Raw genomic sequence first — 18,280 nt, forward strand, 5'->3', positions numbered from 1 at the left:
ATCAGGTGCCCCCTCTGAAGCGACGCCATATGTCCCAGATGTCCGCTTTTTCCACCCATACCATCAGCTTGATGCTGATCGGGATGACCACCAGAGCACAGAGAAATGCACTGCCGCCGCTGGTGATAAACGGAATTGCCTGTAAGGCCATGGGCGCGAACAGGTAACCCACGCCGGCCGACAGGAACAGTGAGCCCAGCCGCTGCCAGACTTTGAGGTCGCGCTTGGTACTGGTAACCAGCCAGGCGCCGAGGATGGCGCCGAATAGCGCCCCGTCGTCGATAACGGGCGTTACGGTGGACAGGCCCAAACCAATGAGCAGGCCAGTCACAACGCTGGAAGTCGGATCAGCCATGGTGTGGTTTTCCTTGGATGCAGGGGGTCAGTTCCATAGCTGCACCATCTGCCGCTGGGGCGCGGTGGTTGGGGCTTCGGGCATGTTGACGACAAGGCCTTGCGGCAGGATTGGGCCGTGGTCGGCCAGGCCGGGGTTGGCTTCCAGCACGGCCTCGGTGACGCCGGCGGTGCGGCCGTAGAACCGCCAGCAGAGGGCGTCGACGGTGTCGTTTTGATTGGTGCGGACGGCGACGGGCATCAGATCAGCTCCACGGTGGTGCGGCTGATCCCTAGGAAGTCACGAACGGCCCAGCGCAGATCGCGGCGATAGTCGTCGATGGTTGGGGTGGTTTCTTCGGCTTTGTCGTTGCCGGTATTAGTCGCGCTGTAGTCGCGGTACCGCTCGCATACTTCCGCGCCGGTACCGGCCTCGATCGCACGGTGGTACAGGTGGGCCTGGACTGAAACGTCTTTGATCATGTCGTCAGGCATATCAGCCAGCGTGGCGTAGCCGGCGGCCTGTTGCGTGGCCTTCCAGGACTTCAATTCGCGGTTGAGGTTGATGGCTGCGGCGATTACGGCAGTTTCCAGGCGGGCTGGTGTGACGCTGTTGTCGATGCGCAGGGTGGCCCGCAGCTGCTCAAGGTCGATTGAGGGCCAGAACGGGTCGGTGTTGATATGGCCGCCGGTGACTGGGCCGCTAGCTACAAATGCGCTCATGGAACGGCACTCAAAAATAGGTCGCCGGTGGTCGGGGCATCACGTTCAGGAGGAGCGGCCTGGCCGATCCGCCCCGAGCCGGCGGGGTGCGTGGGGACGCTCGGTTAGCTGCTGGGAGCAGCGTATTTCTTGAGGAGGCGCTCAACGCGCTCCAGATCCTTTTTGCCACCGCAGTTGCTGTGCAGGTCGATTGCTTTGCTCAGGTGAGCCTTTGCCACCACCAGAAAACCAACGTCGGTTGTCGTGAGGTCTTCATTCGGGACTTTGGCAGCGTTTTCCTTACCGATGGCCAGGTGCAGCTTGGCGCGGGCTTGGTCGGGCATATCCTGTTCAGTGGTAATGCGTGCTGCCTGCTCCAGAATCCACAACGGGAAGCCTTCGCCCGCCTTCTGCGCTTTGAGAGCCGCTTCGGCGATTTCCTCGGCGATCAAGGTGCCAGTGGTGCGCTCAAAGCGGTCCGGCATTTTCAGGCCGTGTTTGATGACGTATTCGGCGATCTGCAGCGCTCCGGGGTAGCCGCCGGCATCAATGCACCAAAGCATGATGGTGGTGAGCACCTCATCCTGAGCACCGTTGCCAGCATCCAACACACCCTGCACGTAGGGTTCGTACTCAGGGATCAGTAGCGCCTTGAGCTCAGCTTTGCCCTGGTTGGACTGCACCTGCTTCAGACGCGCGCGGTGCTGAGCCAGCTGGGCAAGTTGGTGCTCGTAGGCGGTTGCGCCTTCCATTGAAGTGGCCGGCGCAGTTGCGGCGGACTCAATGGCTGCGCGTTTGCGCAGCTGGTTGCGTTGGGCTGGTGTCTGGTGCATGGCGCGCCTCTTAGGCCTCGGTCGGGGCTGGGTAGTTGACGGCCGTGATGTTTTCCACCAGGGCGACCAGGCCGAAGTCTTCAATCACGTAGGCTTCATTCGAAGACTGATAGTCAGCGATTCGATCCAGCTCAGGTTCGTCTTTCAGGTGACGACGGCGGGCACCGTTCTGGTAGTAGATCGAAAGGTTGCTGAGGGTGGTGACCAGCACGGTGTTATCCGGAAAAAACGGGGCGTCGACGACCGGCAGGCCACCCAAACGGGCACGGCTTACAATCTCTTGAGCGGCGTTTTCTTCCTGGTTGGAGTCGGCCCCCTTTTCCACTGCTGCCAGCAGTTTGCTGTGCATCAGGTTGCGGGAAACCAAGACGCGCAGATCCGGGCGGGTGCGGTGCCATGGGTCGAGCATCTGGATCGCGTCGAACACCAGGCCGTCGAGGTTGGCGTAATCACCCTCGAATACAGTTTCTACTCCCGCAACCTTGATGACTTTGCGGGAGCCGATGGTGGCAGCGTCCAACACGCGGTCGTCGGCGCTGAGGCGAATTTTTTGCAGCCAACCGATGTTGACGTCTTGCAACAGGGGGTTGGCGGCACGGTTGGTGGTTGCTGCAGCGCTGGTACCGTTGAAGCCGATCATGATGCGGTCCAGGGCCTGGCGCAGGATGATCGCGTTGCTCAGCTTGACTTGGAAGTCGGGGAACTTGGCCCAGGCATCCAGCAGGGCATAGGGGAACGCGCTGTCGAAGTTCGTCTGCTTGCAGACGTAGCTGTCTTTGCTCAGCGTGCTACGGCTCGACGGGCTGCGACGGGTGCCGCCGGAGGTATCAGTGCGGCTTGCAACCGGGCCATTTACGCCCAGCAGCAGGGCCTCGCCGGACTGCTCGTCGACGCCAATGATGTTGATCTGCTTCAGGAAACCATCGGATTCCTGCACCGCAACTTCCAGTTTTTGCTGGATGCTGGGGTCGACGCTGAATTTTTCGTGGGCACTGGCTACGCCATTGAGCAGGGCGATCTGCACGGCCAGGGCGGCGAAGGCGAAGCGTGTTTCTTTACGCATGGGGGTGTTCTCCGGTGAATAGGCTTGTCGGTGTTGGGCCGTGGGTTCAGTAAGCAGTCAGTACGGTGCCTGCACCGCCAGTGCTGTGCGGGCGCTGTGGCTGGCTGAGGTCAGCGGTTTGCCCGAGCTTGGTTTTGAGCTCTTTCAGCTCGGTATCCAGGCTGGTGAACTGCTTTTTCAGATCGACCAAGGCCTTGCTTGAAGCGTCAGCTTGCTCAGCCTGCTGGGTGGCGAGGGTTACCAGGCTTTCCAGCGCTTCACCGATGTCGGAGAAAGTGTTGGCGTCCTTGCCATCCTTGTCCTTGCTCAGTTTGATGAACTCACCGAGCTTGGCCTTGATTGCTGCAAAAGCACTCGGTTGGTCGGTGACTTCTTCGAATTCGAGTAAGGCCTCCTCGGCAGCGCTGAACAGGTTGTCTTTGTCCTGTTTGCGTCCGGCCAAGGTGCCATGTGTAGCGCTGAAGCTCAGGGCTTCGGTGCCCAGGCTGGCTGGAGTGTCAGTGATGGCGAGGCCGACCAGGTAGGCCTTGCCGCTATCGGCAAACTTGGGTTGGATCTCGACCGAGGTGTAGACCTTCTGACCGGCCTTGTTCAAGGCCAGCAATGCGTCGTTGGGTTCGAGCTGGGCGAACAACGCCAATTTCTTGATTCCGGCAATCTCGACTTCTTCAGCCTTGAGCGCCACTACGTCGCCATAAGCGCCGAACTCGCCGCCGGGCCAGTAACCCTTGATGTGTTCGCAGTTGATGCGAGCACCATAGGTGTTCTGGCTGTACTGCGAGGCCATGTCGTCAATCCAGCTCCGCTCGATGATGCGGCCATCGGTGGTCGCGCCTTCTACGGCAATGCGGGTCCACTTGGAGCGGAATTTCTGTTTGGTGCTGCTGGCCATGGGGAGTCCTCAGTGCGGTGGCGGCGAACTGCCGTTGCGATGTGGGCATGGTCGGTAGCTGCGGCCTCGCGGGCAACGAGCCGGACTTGTAGCGCGCCGCCTTACAGTGAGCGGGGCGGGTGTACCACGCGCGCGGGAGGCAGCATCTGCGCCATGAATGCTCTCGCTGAAATTCCCGTCCGTGATAACCGTCGCCAGGCCAAATTTTTGTACTGGACGGGTTGGCGCATCACCGAAATTGCCGAGTACCTGGACGAAAAAGAGAAGACCGTCCACAGCTGGAAAACCCGTGACGAATGGGACCGGGCGGATAACGTCGAGCGCATCGGCGGGGCGCTGGAGGCCCGACTGGTGCAGTTAATCCTGAAGGAAGGCAAGACCGGCGGCGACTTCAAGGAAATTGATCTGCTCCACCGGCAGTTGGAGCGCCAGGCCCGTATTCAGAGGTTCCAGGGCGGCGGCACCGAGTCTGAGCTAAACCCGAAGCTGAATGACCGCAACAGCGGGCCGAAGAAAAAACCAAGCCGCAACGAGTTCAGCGAAGAGCATATCGAGCTGCTCACCCAGGCCTTTGTCGATGGATGTTTCGGTTATCAGCTGGACTGGTACAAGGCGGGTAATCAGCGCACCAGGGCAATCCTGAAAAGCCGGCAGATCGGCGCGACTTTCTACTTCGCTCGGGAGGCGTTGATTGATGCCCTGACCACGGGCCGTAACCAGATATTCCTGTCGGCGTCGAAGAATCAGGCCCATATTTTCAAGTCGTATATTCAGTCCTTTGCCAGGGAAGTCGTCGGCGTCGAGTTGACCGGCGATCCGATCACGCTTGCGAACGGCGCAGAGCTGCACTTCCTGGGCACCAACGCCCGAACCGCCCAGGGCTACCACGGCAACTTCTACTTCGATGAATTCTTCTGGACGTTCAAGTTCAAGGAACTGAACAAGGTCGCCTCGGGGATGGCGATGCAGAAGCAGTACCGCCGCACGTACTTCAGCACTCCGTCGAGCATGGCTCATGAGGCATACACGTTCTGGACGGGGGAGCGATTCAACAAGGGCAAACCGGCCGCCAGCCGTATTTCGGTTGATGTTTCCCACGATGCCCTGCAGCAGGGACGGTTGTGCGAGGACAAGGTGTGGCGGCAGATCGTCACGATTCTGGACGCCGAGCAGCGCGGCTGTGACTTGTTCGACCTTGAAGAGCTGCGCCAGGAGTACGACGCCGAGGCCTTCCAGAACCTGCTGATGTGCCAGTTTGTGGACGACGGGGCGAGCATCTTTCCGCTGGCAATGTTGCAGTCGTGCATGGTGGACAGTTGGGTCAACTGGGCCGAGGACTACAAACCATTGGCGCCGCGCCCGTTGGCTGACCGCCAAGTGTGGTTGGGCTATGACCCGGCCGAAACGGGCGACAGCTCTGGTCTGGTGGTCGTAGCGCCGCCGATGGTGCCGGGCGGTAAGTTCCGGGTGATTGAGCGCCACCAGTTCCGTGGCATGGACTTCGCGGCGCAGGCCGAATCCATCCGCATGGTGACCCAGCGATATTGGGTGACCTATATCGGCATCGACGTAACAGGTATGGGCTCGGGCGTGGCGCAGCTGGTGCGGCAGTTCTTCCCTGGACTGACAACTTTCAGTTATTCGCCAGAGGTGAAGTCGCGCCTGGTCATGAAGGCCTATGACGTGATCAACAAGGGCCGACTGGAGTTCGACGCCGGCTGGACGGACTTCGCGCAATCACTGATGGCTATCCGCAAAACCATCACCGCCAGCGGCCGGCAGTTCACCTATACGGCCGGGCGTAGCGAATCAACCGGCCATGCCGACCTGGCCTGGGCGCTTTTCCATGCACTACACCACGAACCGCTCGAAGGGCAGACGGCTGCCAATACCGGGCGGATGGAGCTTTTTTGATGAGTACAGATAATGAGGTGGCGGTTGCCACTGAGCAGGCGGCGAGTGATCACAAATCGGTGGCATTCACGTTCGGTGAGCCGGAGTCGGTGTTGTCGGCCAGGGAGATATTCGACTCGTTGGAGTGCTGGTTTAACGGGCGGTGGTATGAGCCGCCATTGTCACTGGACGGACTTGCCCGGTCGGTTAAAGCGAGCGTTCACCTCGACTCTGGGCTGCGCTTCAAGCGTAACCAACTGACCCGAACGTTCATCCCGCACAAGCTGCTGACCCGCGAGGCGTTTGACCAATACGCTCAGGACTACCTGGCATTGGGCAATGCGTACGTGGAGGCGCGGCGGTCACTACTGGGCTCGACTGTGGCGCTAAAGCCGCCGCTGGCGAAGTACATGCGAGTGGGGAAGGACGAACGCTTTTTCCAGGTGCAGGGCTGGAAGAATGAGCACGAGTTTGACCAGGGCAGCGTGTTCCATTTGCGCGAGTTGGATCTGCATCAGGAAATTTACGGGTTGCCGGAGTGGCTGTGTGCACTGCAATCGGCGCTGTTGAACCAGTCGGCAACGTTGTTCCGCCGCAAATATTACGAGAACGGCAGCCATGCGGGTTTCATTCTGTACATGACGGACGCGGCGCAGAACGAATCCGACATCGATGACCTGCGCACGGCGTTGAAAAACTCTAAGGGGCCGGGCAACTTCCGCAATTTGTTTGTGTACGCACCGAACGGGAAAAAGGAGGGCATTCAGTTGATACCGGTGAGCGAAGTGTCGGCCAAGGACGAATTCAACTCGATCAAGGATCAAACCCAGGGCGATGTGCTGGCGGCATTGCGGGTGTATCCACAGCTGATGGGTATCGTGCCGAAAAATGCGGGGGGATTCGGTTCGCCGCAGGAAGCCGCGGGTGTGTGGGCAACCTTAGAGCTTGAGCCTATCCAGACGCGTCTGGCGCTGCTGAATGACTGGGTCGGTGAAGAGGTGGTGAGGTTCAAGCCATTTGCTGAGGTTACGGCTCAGTAGCTGAAATTTTCGCAACAAATCAGCCGCCTATTTGGCGGCTTTTTGTTGGGTCAATAGGTATTACTGGCTTGAGCCAACAGGCATTAAAGATCGATGCCTGTATGTTTTTCAATCTGCTTTTTCAACAGACCTTTAGCGAGGCTCCCCAGTAATTCCAAGCTATACCCACCGGCTTTAACCGCACCATTTTTTGTTACAGCCCAGATTTTGTCGTCTCTGACAGAGTCGGCGAAATCGTGACCCTTCGATGTGAGGCTTCGGAACGTGAAGCTTCTACTGGAGGGGTTTCTACCTCCTGTATCTACCCAGCCTACTTCAGCAATCAAGTTGAAGTGATAGCTGATCTCGTGTGCTGTATAGCCGTCTATTGGGAAGTCCTTTTCAATGTCACTCACGATGATTATCGCGCCTGGACCTAGATCCCATGACTCCAGCTTCAAAACGATAGCGCGGATCAGATCCATATTTCTTTGCATGTACGTCTCCTAGCGTCCTTACAGACCATGCTGAATACCCATCCCGTCTTGATACTACAACGCCACCGGCTCAATCAAGGCGGCGTCCTTGTTTCTAACATTGCCCACGGCGGTGCTGACCTTGAACCATTCAAAGGCCTCGGCCGGCTCGCCCTGGTGCAACACCAACTGCTCAGCACGCTCTTTTGGCGTTGCTGGGTTCAGCCATTCACGGGCAAGGTCCGGCGTAAGTACCACGGGCCTTCTGTCGTGGATGTCCACCATACCGCCGGCGCTGTCTGCGGTGATGATCACAAAGCCGTCATGCTCGCCCGGGCCTTCATCAGCGTCTGGTAGCTGGCCAATGGCTGCGCAGAAGATCGGCGCGCCGTCCCGCCTGCGGATCAGATAAGGCTGTTTCTTCGGTCCGCCTTCGTCCACCCACTCGAACCAGTTGTCGATAGGCGTGATCGCACGGTGTGGCCAGATCGCCCTAAAGAAGGGGCCGTGTGCAACCTTTTCGACGCGTGCATTGATGGGCGCGGCCCGGTCTTTCGCCCAATGCGGGCGCCAGCCCCATCGCACAGGATCGGCGTGTAGCAGCTCGCCCTGCAGGTGTAGTAATGCCACGTGGGTCGTTGGGGCGACGTTGTATCGCTCGATCGGCTGATCACCCACCGAGTTTGCCAGGGCATTGGGCATGCTCAGTGCCGCAACAAAGTCGTGGATTCCCCGGTACTGCGACAGTCTTCCGCACATAGCAAACCCTCTCTACGTTTGACCTTAGACAATCGTGGTCGGTCGAGGTCTCATTTCATTGACGATGCGCCGCAGCTCGTCCGCTTCCCGCCTGCTCACATTGGACAACGTGGTCAGATCGGCGATTTGCTTACGCATTGTTGCGGCCTCGGCCCCGCGTTCCCGCAGATACCCCGCAAACTCTGTGTTCTTCGCCTGGGTTTCCAGCAGCATTTCACTGATACCGAAAACGTCCGCCCGCGCTTTTCGTAATTGCAGGTTGAGTTCCTGGATCTCGTTCTCTAGCAGACGGCAATGCTGTCGGTACATCTGCAGTGGGGTGGGGAGGCCAAGCCATCCTAGGGTGTCTTCATCGTTATTCATGGTTACGAATCCAATACTGTATGCACATACAGTAAATGACGTTTAGCCATGACGCGATTTGAGGCGACGAGCTGTAAGAGGGAAGGCGGAGATTGGGCCGGAAAAGTCAGCTGGCATAGATGAAAGTTTGCCCTTCAGCAGCATGAAAAAACCCAGCTCAACATAGCATTTGCTGGCTGTCACGGCAAGCGTAGGTTCCTGCTAGGGCCAATAAACACGGGGCTTTCAGCCTGTTTTGGCCTGCCGGGCATTCGCAGGCAGGACAGGCCCCGGCTCGCCGCCGGCAGTCCGGGGAGTTGGCGTGCCACGAACGGGCCACTGACGTGTCACAAGTGGGGCAGTGGCGTGCTTCAGCACTCGGCGCGCGCCGTCGTCCCCCCACCTCGCCTGCGGGCTAAATGGGTCGTTATTTCTGCGCCCCTGCGGACCACTCCCGGCGGCACAGGCTGGGCGCTTGCTTGGCGTTGTGGAGAAGTTAAAAGCCTGCGGAACCCTGCGAGGGTAGGTGTATTGGGGGATGGTGTTGGTACTGGCTGGATGCTTTTTCAGGAACGGCATCGGAAAAAGGTAATTAGGAAATATGGTGCAAGGCGGGTGCTTGAGAACCCCGAATTCGTTGGGTCTCTTCTATTACTTGGAGAAGTTATTTTTAGTAATTCTTCAAGTAATTTTTACGTAACTAATTGATTTGCAAGGAGTTAGCCTGTGATTGATATTACCTTTAAGAATAGTAATTTAATAACCTATATATTACTTGGATATTACTTTTCCGATTTTGTCTCAATCCCTTTAAAATTAAGGGCTGTAGAGGGTTTGGCGTACCTCCTTACCCACATTACCTTTTTCCGACGCCCAACTCAAAAAAGCGATCGCTGTACACGCGGAGCCTGCACGCGCTTCTTTATTCGCTCATAACCAGCATATGCAGAGACTCTCACGCACTTGGTTGTCGCCGCTAAGATGCGCATATCAGTAATACCGAAATTGGGAGGAGAGTTAGGCTCAACCTGACTTATTAGGCTGGAAGTGCAAACGGAGAGCGTGCGTAGCTCGTTGCGATTCTGTGGTGCATGTCTTTATGCTCATCGCCGCCTCTAACCTTCCAAGAGCTTTGTGGCGCTTGGAATCACCCTCCAGGCTGCACAGGTCCCGACTGCCCGGTCTCACTGTTTATTTGATTAGATTTGCGGGGATACGACTTCAGGCTGGCAGCGCATGCGCATACAGAGCTAACACTACTCAACTGTGTTAATAAAAAGAACTGCCAGTCAATCTTCCCGGTACAGACCAATCTGGTGCTGAAATTCGCGTGGGATAAAGTTGACTCGATCCAATAATAGATTTAAGGTCTTCGATTGATTTAATAAAGGGAGGACTCAGTCCAGGTAGACTTTCTCTAAGTATTGGAAAAAAAACACTCACTCCCTTGCCGGTAAAGTGCTTTCGGCCAAGGGATACAAGATAATTTGCTAGATCAATTAAGGCCGTGCGTGTGCTTATCAAAGACTCTATGAAATTTTCAGAAGCGGCGTACATATTTAAGATTCGTGTAGCACCTACTGCGTCTGTAAGTTCTGAAAGTGTTATGAGCTTGTCTTTGATGGGTAAGCTATTTCTAAAGTTCCAGTACTCATTCATTAAATCGCGCCTAGCACTTATCTGGTGTATAAGATTTTTATACTGGCCTTCAGCCAAAAATAATTTTTGATTGCCTTCAACAGCTCTCAGTCGAACAAATAAACCAAATACTCGCTTGTCAATTTCTAGTTCGTAAGAGCGGAGTGTGTATCCAATGTGTGGTATTAATAAAAACCTAGCTTGTTGATTTTCATGTGGTCTTACTACGTTTTCAATGGTATTAGATACATTTTCAATCATTGCAGCAATTGCATATACTGAAGAAACAAAAACTTCTGCTGATTGCTCTAGATCTTGTCGTGTCCTCTGTATAATTGAAAGTGCATAAGCACATAGAGCACCCGCAGTTGCGCCAGCAAAACCGGCGACCATAGGGCTTACATAATCTTTAAAAATTTCGTAATGGCTTTTGGTTACTGGAGAGACAGTACCGTCTCCGAAGGCAAAATAAATCAATGTTGCGAATAGCGTTATTACGAAGCCTGAAAACGCACCTACAGCGTAGCGCATAGATCCTCACTTGCTTTGTTAGTTACAAGGGTTCACGGGGAATCAAGTTTTTCATTTGGGCTAGGCCTTATTTAATATGGCCTGCATTTTCCCCAATCGTGTGAAGAATCCCCGAACATTTTCTCCAGGCGCGGATGCGCCTTGATGTTCTGTCCGAAGGTTAGCTTCATTCCTGCAGCCTCTAACGTCAGTTGATTTTCGTACAACCTTTCCAGCACGTCCCTCAGTGAGTATTCGCTCGCCATCCTTATCGACCTCATGCGTCATGTGAAGTAATCGGTACTAGTATTGGTACGTGATGATCCACCTCATAAGAAATCCCGGCTCCGAACTTGTAGTCTTCTATCTGGGATTTGAGCTCTGTTGAGTCGGATTCATATAGTGTAAATCTATATCTTTTGCTGAATGATGCCGATTGTGGCTCGGCTTGCAGTTCAAGAGTTACTACGTACTCACCAGGTGTCCAAATAAATAAACGGTTAAAAAGTTCCGTAAAAGGTCTTATTAGCTCGGGGTCTGCGATCACATCTTGGTCGTCGTCTTTTGGGCGAGCTTTGATTTTATTTCGGATGTCTTTGGTTAGAGACGCTTGGCCCTCTCTAAAAAATTTTTCGGTGTTACGATCGAACCAAGTTAAAAAATTAGTTCCATGAGCCCAACTTTCACCAGGCCTTAGTGAGAATGGAATGAAGAGGACAGAGGTTTTGGATGAAGGGGTTTCGTAGTAATTTTGTGCTGGAAACGTGCCAATTGCGACACCGTCTCTTGAAACTAAGATTTGTAGTGAGCGAACTCTTAGTTCACGTCCGCCAGTATTTCTGACGCTTACGAACATTCCAATGTTAGGGTTTCCTACTTTGTGAGTTATATGGATTCTACTATGAACCTCAACCTCAAGTCGCCTGGGTCGCAGTAATAAGTGTATGGGGGGAAGTTGCGATAAGACAATGGCTAAGCCCGCAATGAGTGCGGACCAAAACTGCCAATCTAAGTAGAGTGGATTTGGTGGTGTTTGCATACGCCCCCTACGGGTTTCCGTCCGATACCTGTTTCAATGCTTGTTAGCTGTCAGTTGCCAACGCCGCGAACTCACAGCTATCTGTTATAGGCACGATGCCACTACGAGTGGGGGAATGGAAGCAGATGCCACGCGAGGATCACCTATCGATGGTGCAAAAGTGGTACGGAGAGTTTTACGCTACTGTATGGGCCATGAAATCTAAGGGGTTTACAAAAAATCAGTCCAATCCATAACCGATAAACCTGTTGAATTTGAGCGTGAATGGTTTCAATCCCCCCCATCCGCACGCTCAATACGCAAGTTCCCGAAACGGACGGATCTCACTCGGCGGGCAATTGCTCGCTCCTAGCTCAAGGTGCCAGTAGCCCACATCGGTCCATTGACCGAGCTTGTAACCGACCTTCGGGTAGGTACCGATGTGACGGAAACCAAGTCGCTCATGCATTCCTACGCTACCCGAATTAGGCTGGGAAATACCTGCATAGGCAGAACGAAAGCCCTGTCGAGCTAGGGTGGGCAGCAACACTTCATAAAGGCTGCGGCCCACACCTTTGCGACGTTCGCTCTCGGCAATGTAGACGGTGACATCTACTGCCCAGCGGTACGCCGCGCGAGCTCGATGTTGGCTGGCATAGGCGTAGCCGACCACTATGCCTTCTCGAACCGCAACCAGGTAAGGATAGGTCTGCAGTGTCACTGCGATACGCTGTTGTATCTCTTCGACGGTCGGTGGCACCTCTTCGAAAGAAATTGCGGTGCTGGTTACTATCGGAGCGTAGATAGATTGGATGGTCAAAGCGTCGTCAAGCTGTGCCACCCTTATTTCGAAAGACATATATGACCTTAGATTGAGCGTTGGTTCACGCGTGCCATGAGTTGTTCGGCGCTTTCCTTGCGTTCTGAATACCGATCTACCAGGAAGGCCTGACTGTCACGCAGAAGTAGCGTGAATTTTATGAGCTCCTCCATCACGTCGACCACCCGATCGTAGAACGCAGAAGGCCTCATTCGACCAGCCTCGTCGAATTCCATATAGGCTTTCGGTACAGAGGATTGATTGGGAATTGTGAACATGCGCATCCAGCGACCCAATACACGCAACTGATTGACCACGTTGAAGGACTGTGAACCGCCGCAGACCTGCATCACTGCCAGTGTCTTCCCTTGGGTAGGGCGAACAGCGCCGAGCTCAAGAGGTACCCAGTCGATTTGCGCCTTGAACACGGCTGACATCGCGCCATGTCTTTCCGGTGAACACCAAACCTGACCTTCCGACCACAACATCAGATCGCGCAGTTCCTGCACCTTAGGGTGATCCACCGGAGCGTCGTCGGGCAGTGGGAGCCCGGTAGGATTGAAGACTCGGGTTTCCGCACCGAAGTACTCAAGTAAGCGCGCGGCCTCTTCTACCAGCAGACGGCTGAAGGAGCGCTCACGAGTCGATCCATATAGCAACAGGATCCGAGGCTTTTGATCGTTCGGGCGAGGCGTCATCTGCGGAGCGTCGAACAGAGAAAGGTCCAGGTTGGGTAGTTGCTCTGACATAAGTACTCCTTCTCAGATTGTGCCGATTCGATCCAGCTCACGTTTGAGTTCATCGCGGCTGAGGCTGTTGAAGGGAAGGGCTAGGAACGCTTTGCAGCGTTGTTCGATTCGAGCAAGCGTGACGCTGAACGCGGCATCAACCGTTGATTCGTCACCCACGGTATCGGACGGATCTTCTAGGCCCCAATGAGATTTCAAGGCCGGGCCGAAGTACAACGGGCAAGATTCACCCGCCGCTTTGTCGCATACAGTGATGACGATATTCGGAGGGTTATCTTCGAATGCTTCATTGCCCTTGCTGTGCAAGCCTTCGATGGAGATGCCCGACTGTTTCAAGGTAGTCAAACTGCGTGGCAGTACCTGCCCTTTGGGAAAGCTTCCGGAGCTCACCGCTTTGAATCCTTCCGGCGCTAGGTGGTTAAACATGGCTTCTGAAAGAATGCTACGGCAGCTGTTGGCCGTGCACATGAACAGGACTCGCATTTATTGCTCCTTCCGCTCTTCGCGGATACCAAAGACTTAGGCACAGCGCCAGTTCGAGGGTGTTATCGATTGGGATTAGCAGCAGGCAATATCGCGGAAAGGGCGTCCATCCATATTCTGTAGGCGGGAAGCGTCCTCCTGCAGCCAATGAACGTTAGCCCGTAATGTCACTTGCAATATCTCGTACACCCAGGCGGGAAGGTCCGGATTTAGACGGTAGTAAATCCATAGCCCCTGGCGACGATCCTGCAACAAGCCACTACCGCGTAAATGTGCGAGGTGGCGGCTGATCTTCGATTGGCTATCGTCGAGAGCACACATCAGTTCGCAGACGCAAAGCTCTCCATGGGAGGCGATCAGTAATGTGGCGCGGGCACGGGTTTGATCTGCCAGGCTTTTGAATACTTCTGGAGGGGTTATCATGCCGAATACTTTTATATGTGGATAATCGAATATACGCATATAAGCATATGTGGGACAAGTACCCACGGACGAACGCCCGCTTTTGGTCAACCTTTGGGGATGGTGTTGGTACGAAAGTGGTACGTGGGTTTATGAGTGGCTCTACAAGGCCAATATTACCGGTGCTTTTGGATTAGTAGCTCCAATCCATCATCGGTGCGACGGAGAAGCGGCGGGAGAGGGGAGCGGTTTGTAGGGGCATTGGAAATCTGAGTCAGCGAGGCGAGTGGCGTAGTTTATCAGGGATGTATCCAGGGTGTCGGGGAGGTGTTCCACTGCCTTGTCGCAAGGCGCTAACCTGAACCAAACCTGTCGCGCCGCAAGATTTCATAATTCCCTGCATCGCGCAGGCATACGATCACTGTCAAGAGCGTATCAGCGCGCCTCCTGCCTACTGGGACTGAAAACATGATCTCGAATCTCATCAAAGTCGTGATGATCACCGGCACGTTACTACTGAGCGCCTGCTCCGGCATAAGCAGCAGCACGTGTTTCTCTGAGGGGTGCCAGGCGTTTGATGGCCATGGCGCCAACAACAACGCCACTAAGGTGAATTTTGGTGGCAGTGCGCTGGGTAGCAGCTTTAGTCAGTACAGTTCGGGGTTGTTGCACGACGATTGATTTAGCAATGGGGTCGCTGCGCAGCTCAGCGGGAGAAAGCTCCCTCGCCACGGGGGGAGTTATCCCGTAACCACGGTGCCTTTGTGGAAAATCTCACGCCGTGCGCGGCGGCTGATGTTTTCATGCTTGCTGGCTGCGTACATCGCGTCGAAACGCTCGCGATCAATGCCTTCATATTTGGCCAGCTCTTCGAGCACCATCTGGTCGTATTCTTTTTCGATGACGAACCGGAAGATCTCGCGCCGATAGTAGAACCCGAACTGAAATGCCAGCACTTCAGTCAGGTAGTCCGATTCGGTGAGGAAGCAGTTTTCCAGGTCGATGGCCTTGGCGGTGTTGGGCTGGCGCGGGTCGATCATCACATTGTTGGCCCAGAAGTCCATGTGGACGACGCCCTTGCTGTGCAGGGAGCGCAGCAGCCTGAACGAAACGTTGATCAGGCTTTGTACGTCGCGCGCCTGCTCGAGCCAATCCAGGCCACTGACGTAGCCGTCGAGCATCTCGGTAAAGATGAAGAATTCCTGGATCAGGCCAAGAGCCGACTTTCTGTAGCCGAAGCCGTAAAGGCCGGCGACCGGGGCGCCGCGTTTCTGGGCGCCGAGGGTGTTGATGACTTCTTCGACCGGCCAATCGAATGTGCCGTCGCGTTTTGCGCGCCCGAAGGTGACTCTCAATTTTGGCCGGAGGCTGTCAAGCGGTTGGGATTTGGCGAACAGGTTGTTCTCCATCCCTTTCAGCGGGGCGCTGATACGGTCTTTTATCTGATGACGCGTGTCGATCAGGTCCTGAATCGCCTGCTGGGCACTGTCGCTCGCGCTGCGCATGGTGAAAACCGTGGCATTGCGATGGCTCAGTGTAGAAGGAAAGCTTTGGAGCACGCTGCTGTCAGGAAAGCTCAAAACACGTCCTTGTCATGTCGGAAAAATATTACAGGCATGTTACATGCTCGAGCTATTGGATCCAACCTGAACCTTTCCTGAACGAAAATGAAATTATTGTCATCTCGCTCGAGCTAAGGGGTTTCCTGTATTGATAAGTCATGTTTTCAGTGATCGTATTTTTTCGCGCGGCAACCCATTTCCGCGCAGTTGGCAGCAAAAAAATGTTGTGGAAAAAGACGTGCGCGGTGCAATAATGGCTCTAGGCCATTATTTCAATTTTAAGTGCTATTAATGAAAACAACATTTTTTGCGAAATTGTTTATCGTTTTTATTGCTGCATCATTGGTCTGTATTATTTATCTGTTGGCGGATGCGCTTCTATAAGGCGTGGTTATTTTTTTTGTATTGCTGTGTCAAAAACTTACCGATCACGAATAAACTGCCTAAGATAAGTCCGAGAAACGCGCCCAATAGTAAAAATTTCTTCGGGTTTTTGCTGTTGGTGACTTTTACTTCGTCCAGGGTATTAAACGCTCTGACGTTATTGCCTGCGGCCAAGGCGGGCAAGTTAAGTTTGATGGCGTCGGTGTTGGCGCTGTCCAAGGCTGATGTCAGCAGAGTTCTCGCCCTGTCCTCGGTCGTGGCTGTCGTCGATGCGATATAGATAACTGGTCCGTTATTGTTGGACTTGGGCGTAGTCTCTTTCAAGGTAACGGCGTTCGCCGTCATCACACCCATAGCGGTGTAAAACATATCGTTCTGTATCGAACTATAGAGTTTGGTATCCAGCGGTGGCGGGCTCGCCGAGGTGCTCGCGTATTGTTCTTTCACGCCGCCATATAAGCTGTAAAGCGAAGACTTGGTAATGTAAGTGCTGGCGTTCCACTGTTCCGCCGACGTAATACCGAGCACGAAAGAAATAGCAGCGCCGGCCAAGGTTGTGGCTACTACGGTGATCTTGCTTGACCACAAGGCTTGCAGTAGCGGAACCAAATCTATTTCGTCATCAATGGGGCGGGGTGTTGGCTTGGTTGTAGTGCTCACGAAAAATTCCTTTCTTTGCGTTCCCGGATTGTAGAGAAAAAGCCGCAATACAGCAGTTGTTATTCCTAAGCGCCTTAGGTGAGAATGGTTCCTGTTAGTCGGGGCTGGAATTATCCAGCCGCAGGTGTTTGAGCACTCTAAGGCGACAATCGTTCATGGAGCTCTATAACACAGGGGCAAGTGTGTTTGCCCCCATCATTTAATGCCCGCCCTGCATCCGACGCGCTATCAAGTAAACCCCGAGCCCAACCAGTGCCGTAACCGCTCCAATGTATCCCGTGCTCGTCCAGCCCAGCCCCGCCGTAATCGCCATCCCGCCAAACCAGGGGCCCAACGCGTTAGCCAGGTTGAACGCTGCATGGTTGGAGGCTGCCGCCAGGCTCGGCGCCTCGTGGGCGATGTCCATCAGGCGGATCTGCAGCGGTGCGGCCAGCGACACCATGGTGCCGACCAGGCCGATGCCCAGCAGCACGCCCCACAGTGACCCCGCAGCAAACGGGAAGAACACCAGCACCGCCATCGACCACACCAGTATCAAGCCCACCGCACGAAACTGCAGGCGATCGAACAGTTTGCCGCCGGCGATGTTGCCGATAATCCCGCCCACGCCAAACGCGGCCAGCCCAAACGGAATCCACTGGGGCGACACCTTGGTGACTTCCAGCATGGTTGGAGCCAGGTAGCTGAATACGCAAAACATCCCGGCAAAGCCGATGGCGCCAATGGCCAGGGCCATCCACACCTGGGGCTTGGTGAACGCGCGCAGTTCCTTGCGTGGGTCGCTGCGCGGTTCGTCGCGGCGATCCGGCACGAATTGCCAAACCAGCGCGATGGTGCACAGCGCGATCACGCTGACCAGCGCGAACGCCGAGCGCCAGCCCAGGTATTGCCCGAGGAAGGTGGCAATCGGGTTGCCCAGCAACATGGCCAGGGTCAGCCCCATCATCACCCGCGCGACGGCCCCGGCGCGTTTGTCGGTGGGCACCATGCTCGAGGCCACCACGGCGGCGATGCCGAAGTAGGCGCCATGGGGCAGGCCGCTGATAAAGCGGAAGGCCACCAGCGAGCCGAAGGTCGGCGTGAACGCCGTGGCCAGGTTGCCCAGGGCATACAGGCCCATCAAGAGCAGCAGCATGTGCTTGCGCAGCAGCTTGGCGCCGAGGATTGCCAACAGTGGCGCACCGACCATTACGCCCAGTGCATAGGCGCTGATGGCGTGGCCCACCTGGGGCTCGCTGAGGTTCAGGTTGTGGGCGATATCGGGCATCAGGCCCATGATGGCGAATTCGCCGGTGCCGATCGCGAAGGCGCCCACGGCCATGGCCGCTTCCATTTTGGCGGCACTGCGCGCGGGCAGCACATGCCCGGGTGTTTGCTGGATAGTCATGTGTCGCTCTGTTGGGATGGATCGTACGAACAAGAGTCGCCGATCCTACGCAAGCAGCGGCGAAGGTGTCTAGGACAGCCCTTTATGCGAGCGTCGCAGGCCTGTGACCTCACGTCGCGCCTGCCAGGCTTGACACTTAGCCCTGGCAGCCGCGTTAAAACCCGCGTTTTAGAGCTGTCAATTGGCCAAACAGCGCATATCAGCCGTTTGGCGTGATATTCTGCGCGCCGTCTTGGTCTAGTCTTTCTCTGGTACGTACACCCGTATACGTCCCGGCGATTGGCTGTCGCCCAGGTAGCTGAAGCCAATAATGATAAGAAGTCAGCGCAGAAGGGACATAAAAGTGAGGTCGATA

21 protein-coding genes are annotated in these 18,280 nt (G+C 55.3%); 3 read left to right on the forward strand and 18 right to left on the reverse strand.

Annotated elements, in window-relative coordinates; genetic code table 11:
- Position 1: 1 nt before the first annotated feature.
- From AC0IYH_RS10680 to AC0IYH_RS10705, 6 genes are all read right to left on the reverse strand, one after another.
- The gene (locus AC0IYH_RS10680) at positions 2-355 is read right to left on the reverse strand and encodes a putative holin (protein WP_471834229.1); all 354 of its coding nucleotides are present in this window, start codon (positions 353-355) and stop codon (positions 2-4) included.
- A 27-nt stretch (positions 356-382) separates the two neighbouring features.
- Positions 383-595: a tail protein X gene (locus AC0IYH_RS10685; RefSeq protein WP_471834230.1), complete on the reverse strand. Its 213-nt coding sequence runs from the start codon at positions 593-595 to the stop codon at positions 383-385.
- The gene (locus AC0IYH_RS10690) at positions 595-1,056 is read right to left on the reverse strand and encodes a head completion/stabilization protein (protein ID WP_471834232.1); all 462 of its coding nucleotides are present in this window, start codon (positions 1,054-1,056) and stop codon (positions 595-597) included. Before AC0IYH_RS10690 ends, AC0IYH_RS10685 begins: the two co-directional genes overlap by 1 nt.
- Positions 1,057-1,160: 104 nt before the next feature.
- Positions 1,161-1,868 carry a phage terminase small subunit gene (gene gpM, locus AC0IYH_RS10695; RefSeq protein ID WP_471834233.1) on the reverse strand — a complete coding sequence of 236 codons (708 nt, stop codon included), beginning with the start codon at positions 1,866-1,868 and terminating at the stop codon, positions 1,161-1,163.
- A 10-nt stretch (positions 1,869-1,878) separates the two neighbouring features.
- On the reverse strand, positions 1,879-2,931 hold the full coding sequence (locus AC0IYH_RS10700; protein ID WP_471834234.1) for a phage major capsid protein, P2 family: 1,053 nt from the start codon (positions 2,929-2,931) through the stop codon (positions 1,879-1,881).
- 46 nt (positions 2,932-2,977) lie between these two features.
- Positions 2,978-3,823, reverse strand: a complete 846-nt coding sequence (locus tag AC0IYH_RS10705; protein WP_105227833.1) for a GPO family capsid scaffolding protein — start codon at positions 3,821-3,823, stop codon at positions 2,978-2,980.
- Between the two features lie 153 nt (positions 3,824-3,976).
- Here AC0IYH_RS10705 and AC0IYH_RS10710 point away from each other — a divergent pair, with 153 nt between their 5' ends.
- Together AC0IYH_RS10710 and AC0IYH_RS10715 are read left to right on the forward strand one after the other, a co-directional pair.
- Positions 3,977-5,737, forward strand: a complete 1,761-nt coding sequence (locus tag AC0IYH_RS10710) for a terminase ATPase subunit family protein (RefSeq protein ID WP_471834236.1) — start codon at positions 3,977-3,979, stop codon at positions 5,735-5,737.
- Positions 5,737-6,756 (forward strand): phage portal protein, encoded by a 1,020-nt coding sequence (locus AC0IYH_RS10715; RefSeq protein ID WP_471834238.1) that lies wholly within the window; start codon positions 5,737-5,739, stop codon positions 6,754-6,756. The genes AC0IYH_RS10710 and AC0IYH_RS10715 overlap by 1 nt, the downstream gene beginning before the upstream one ends.
- A gap of 83 nt (positions 6,757-6,839) precedes the next feature.
- Here the strand turns inward: AC0IYH_RS10715 and AC0IYH_RS10720 are convergent, their stop codons facing one another.
- From AC0IYH_RS10720 to AC0IYH_RS10760, 9 genes are all read right to left on the reverse strand, one after another.
- Positions 6,840-7,232, reverse strand: a complete 393-nt coding sequence (locus AC0IYH_RS10720) for a DUF2513 domain-containing protein (protein ID WP_471834240.1) — start codon at positions 7,230-7,232, stop codon at positions 6,840-6,842.
- A gap of 54 nt (positions 7,233-7,286) precedes the next feature.
- Positions 7,287-7,970, reverse strand: a complete 684-nt coding sequence (locus tag AC0IYH_RS10725) for an SOS response-associated peptidase family protein (RefSeq protein ID WP_471834242.1) — start codon at positions 7,968-7,970, stop codon at positions 7,287-7,289.
- A gap of 24 nt (positions 7,971-7,994) precedes the next feature.
- Positions 7,995-8,333, reverse strand: a complete 339-nt coding sequence (locus AC0IYH_RS10730) for a hypothetical protein (RefSeq protein ID WP_105522402.1) — start codon at positions 8,331-8,333, stop codon at positions 7,995-7,997.
- A 1,248-nt stretch (positions 8,334-9,581) separates the two neighbouring features.
- On the reverse strand, positions 9,582-10,481 hold the full coding sequence (locus AC0IYH_RS10735) for a hypothetical protein (RefSeq protein WP_471834243.1): 900 nt from the start codon (positions 10,479-10,481) through the stop codon (positions 9,582-9,584).
- Positions 10,482-10,737: 256 nt separating this feature from the next.
- Positions 10,738-11,316 (reverse strand): hypothetical protein, encoded by a 579-nt coding sequence (locus AC0IYH_RS10740; protein ID WP_471834245.1) that lies wholly within the window; start codon positions 11,314-11,316, stop codon positions 10,738-10,740.
- A 475-nt stretch (positions 11,317-11,791) separates the two neighbouring features.
- The gene (locus AC0IYH_RS10745) at positions 11,792-12,337 is read right to left on the reverse strand and encodes an arsinothricin resistance N-acetyltransferase ArsN1 family B (RefSeq protein ID WP_460139766.1); all 546 of its coding nucleotides are present in this window, start codon (positions 12,335-12,337) and stop codon (positions 11,792-11,794) included.
- Positions 12,338-12,345: 8 nt separating this feature from the next.
- A complete protein-coding gene (arsH, locus tag AC0IYH_RS10750; RefSeq protein ID WP_471834247.1) occupies positions 12,346-13,047 on the reverse strand; it encodes an arsenical resistance protein ArsH in 702 nt (233 codons plus the stop codon).
- Positions 13,048-13,059: 12 nt separating this feature from the next.
- Entirely contained in the window at positions 13,060-13,530 is a 471-nt protein-coding gene (locus tag AC0IYH_RS10755; protein ID WP_471834249.1) for an arsenate reductase ArsC, read from the reverse strand.
- A 75-nt stretch (positions 13,531-13,605) separates the two neighbouring features.
- Positions 13,606-13,953 (reverse strand): metalloregulator ArsR/SmtB family transcription factor, encoded by a 348-nt coding sequence (locus AC0IYH_RS10760; RefSeq protein ID WP_471834422.1) that lies wholly within the window; start codon positions 13,951-13,953, stop codon positions 13,606-13,608.
- Between the two features lie 447 nt (positions 13,954-14,400).
- Here AC0IYH_RS10760 and AC0IYH_RS10765 point away from each other — a divergent pair, with 447 nt between their 5' ends.
- Positions 14,401-14,613, forward strand: coding sequence for a hypothetical protein (locus AC0IYH_RS10765; protein ID WP_116629514.1), 213 nt, complete (start codon positions 14,401-14,403; stop codon positions 14,611-14,613).
- 59 nt (positions 14,614-14,672) lie between these two features.
- Here AC0IYH_RS10765 and AC0IYH_RS10770 read toward each other — a convergent pair whose 3' ends face one another.
- The 3 genes from AC0IYH_RS10770 to AC0IYH_RS10780 all read right to left on the reverse strand — a co-directional run bounded on the left by AC0IYH_RS10770 (position 14,673) and on the right by AC0IYH_RS10780 (position 17,925).
- Positions 14,673-15,437, reverse strand: a complete 765-nt coding sequence (locus tag AC0IYH_RS10770; RefSeq protein WP_241092287.1) for a lipopolysaccharide kinase InaA family protein — start codon at positions 15,435-15,437, stop codon at positions 14,673-14,675.
- 435 nt (positions 15,438-15,872) lie between these two features.
- Complete coding sequence (locus AC0IYH_RS10775) at positions 15,873-16,538, reverse strand: Wzz/FepE/Etk N-terminal domain-containing protein (protein ID WP_471834251.1); 666 nt, start codon at positions 16,536-16,538, stop codon at positions 15,873-15,875.
- A 199-nt stretch (positions 16,539-16,737) separates the two neighbouring features.
- Complete coding sequence (locus AC0IYH_RS10780; protein ID WP_116629517.1) at positions 16,738-17,925, reverse strand: MFS transporter; 1,188 nt, start codon at positions 17,923-17,925, stop codon at positions 16,738-16,740.
- Between the last annotated feature and the right edge of the window lie 355 nt (positions 17,926-18,280).

This window comes from Pseudomonas sp. AC463, assembly GCF_979253585.1.

Excerpts from the sequence above, each read along its gene's own strand:
- AC0IYH_RS10680 (WP_471834229.1), bottom strand. The coding sequence starts at position 355 with ATGGCTGATCCGACTTCCAGCGTTGTGACTGGCCTGCTCATTGGTTTG.
- AC0IYH_RS10685 (WP_471834230.1), bottom strand. The coding sequence starts at position 595 with ATGCCCGTCGCCGTCCGCACCAATCAAAACGACACCGTCGACGCCCTC.
- AC0IYH_RS10690 (WP_471834232.1), bottom strand. The coding sequence starts at position 1,056 with ATGAGCGCATTTGTAGCTAGCGGCCCAGTCACCGGCGGCCATATCAAC.
- gpM (WP_471834233.1), bottom strand. The coding sequence starts at position 1,868 with ATGCACCAGACACCAGCCCAACGCAACCAGCTGCGCAAACGCGCAGCC.
- AC0IYH_RS10700 (WP_471834234.1), bottom strand. The coding sequence starts at position 2,931 with ATGCGTAAAGAAACACGCTTCGCCTTCGCCGCCCTGGCCGTGCAGATC.
- AC0IYH_RS10705 (WP_105227833.1), bottom strand. The coding sequence starts at position 3,823 with ATGGCCAGCAGCACCAAACAGAAATTCCGCTCCAAGTGGACCCGCATT.
- AC0IYH_RS10710 (WP_471834236.1), top strand. The coding sequence starts at position 3,977 with ATGAATGCTCTCGCTGAAATTCCCGTCCGTGATAACCGTCGCCAGGCC.
- AC0IYH_RS10715 (WP_471834238.1), top strand. The coding sequence starts at position 5,737 with ATGAGTACAGATAATGAGGTGGCGGTTGCCACTGAGCAGGCGGCGAGT.
- AC0IYH_RS10720 (WP_471834240.1), bottom strand. The coding sequence starts at position 7,232 with ATGCAAAGAAATATGGATCTGATCCGCGCTATCGTTTTGAAGCTGGAG.
- AC0IYH_RS10725 (WP_471834242.1), bottom strand. The coding sequence starts at position 7,970 with ATGTGCGGAAGACTGTCGCAGTACCGGGGAATCCACGACTTTGTTGCG.
- AC0IYH_RS10730 (WP_105522402.1), bottom strand. The coding sequence starts at position 8,333 with ATGAATAACGATGAAGACACCCTAGGATGGCTTGGCCTCCCCACCCCA.
- AC0IYH_RS10735 (WP_471834243.1), bottom strand. The coding sequence starts at position 10,481 with ATGCGCTACGCTGTAGGTGCGTTTTCAGGCTTCGTAATAACGCTATTC.
- AC0IYH_RS10740 (WP_471834245.1), bottom strand. The coding sequence starts at position 11,316 with ATGTTCGTAAGCGTCAGAAATACTGGCGGACGTGAACTAAGAGTTCGC.
- AC0IYH_RS10745 (WP_460139766.1), bottom strand. The coding sequence starts at position 12,337 with ATGTCTTTCGAAATAAGGGTGGCACAGCTTGACGACGCTTTGACCATC.
- arsH (WP_471834247.1), bottom strand. The coding sequence starts at position 13,047 with ATGTCAGAGCAACTACCCAACCTGGACCTTTCTCTGTTCGACGCTCCG.
- AC0IYH_RS10755 (WP_471834249.1), bottom strand. The coding sequence starts at position 13,530 with ATGCGAGTCCTGTTCATGTGCACGGCCAACAGCTGCCGTAGCATTCTT.
- AC0IYH_RS10760 (WP_471834422.1), bottom strand. The coding sequence starts at position 13,953 with ATGATAACCCCTCCAGAAGTATTCAAAAGCCTGGCAGATCAAACCCGT.
- AC0IYH_RS10765 (WP_116629514.1), top strand. The coding sequence starts at position 14,401 with ATGATCTCGAATCTCATCAAAGTCGTGATGATCACCGGCACGTTACTA.
- AC0IYH_RS10770 (WP_241092287.1), bottom strand. The coding sequence starts at position 15,437 with ATGCGCAGCGCGAGCGACAGTGCCCAGCAGGCGATTCAGGACCTGATC.
- AC0IYH_RS10780 (WP_116629517.1), bottom strand. The coding sequence starts at position 17,925 with ATGACTATCCAGCAAACACCCGGGCATGTGCTGCCCGCGCGCAGTGCC.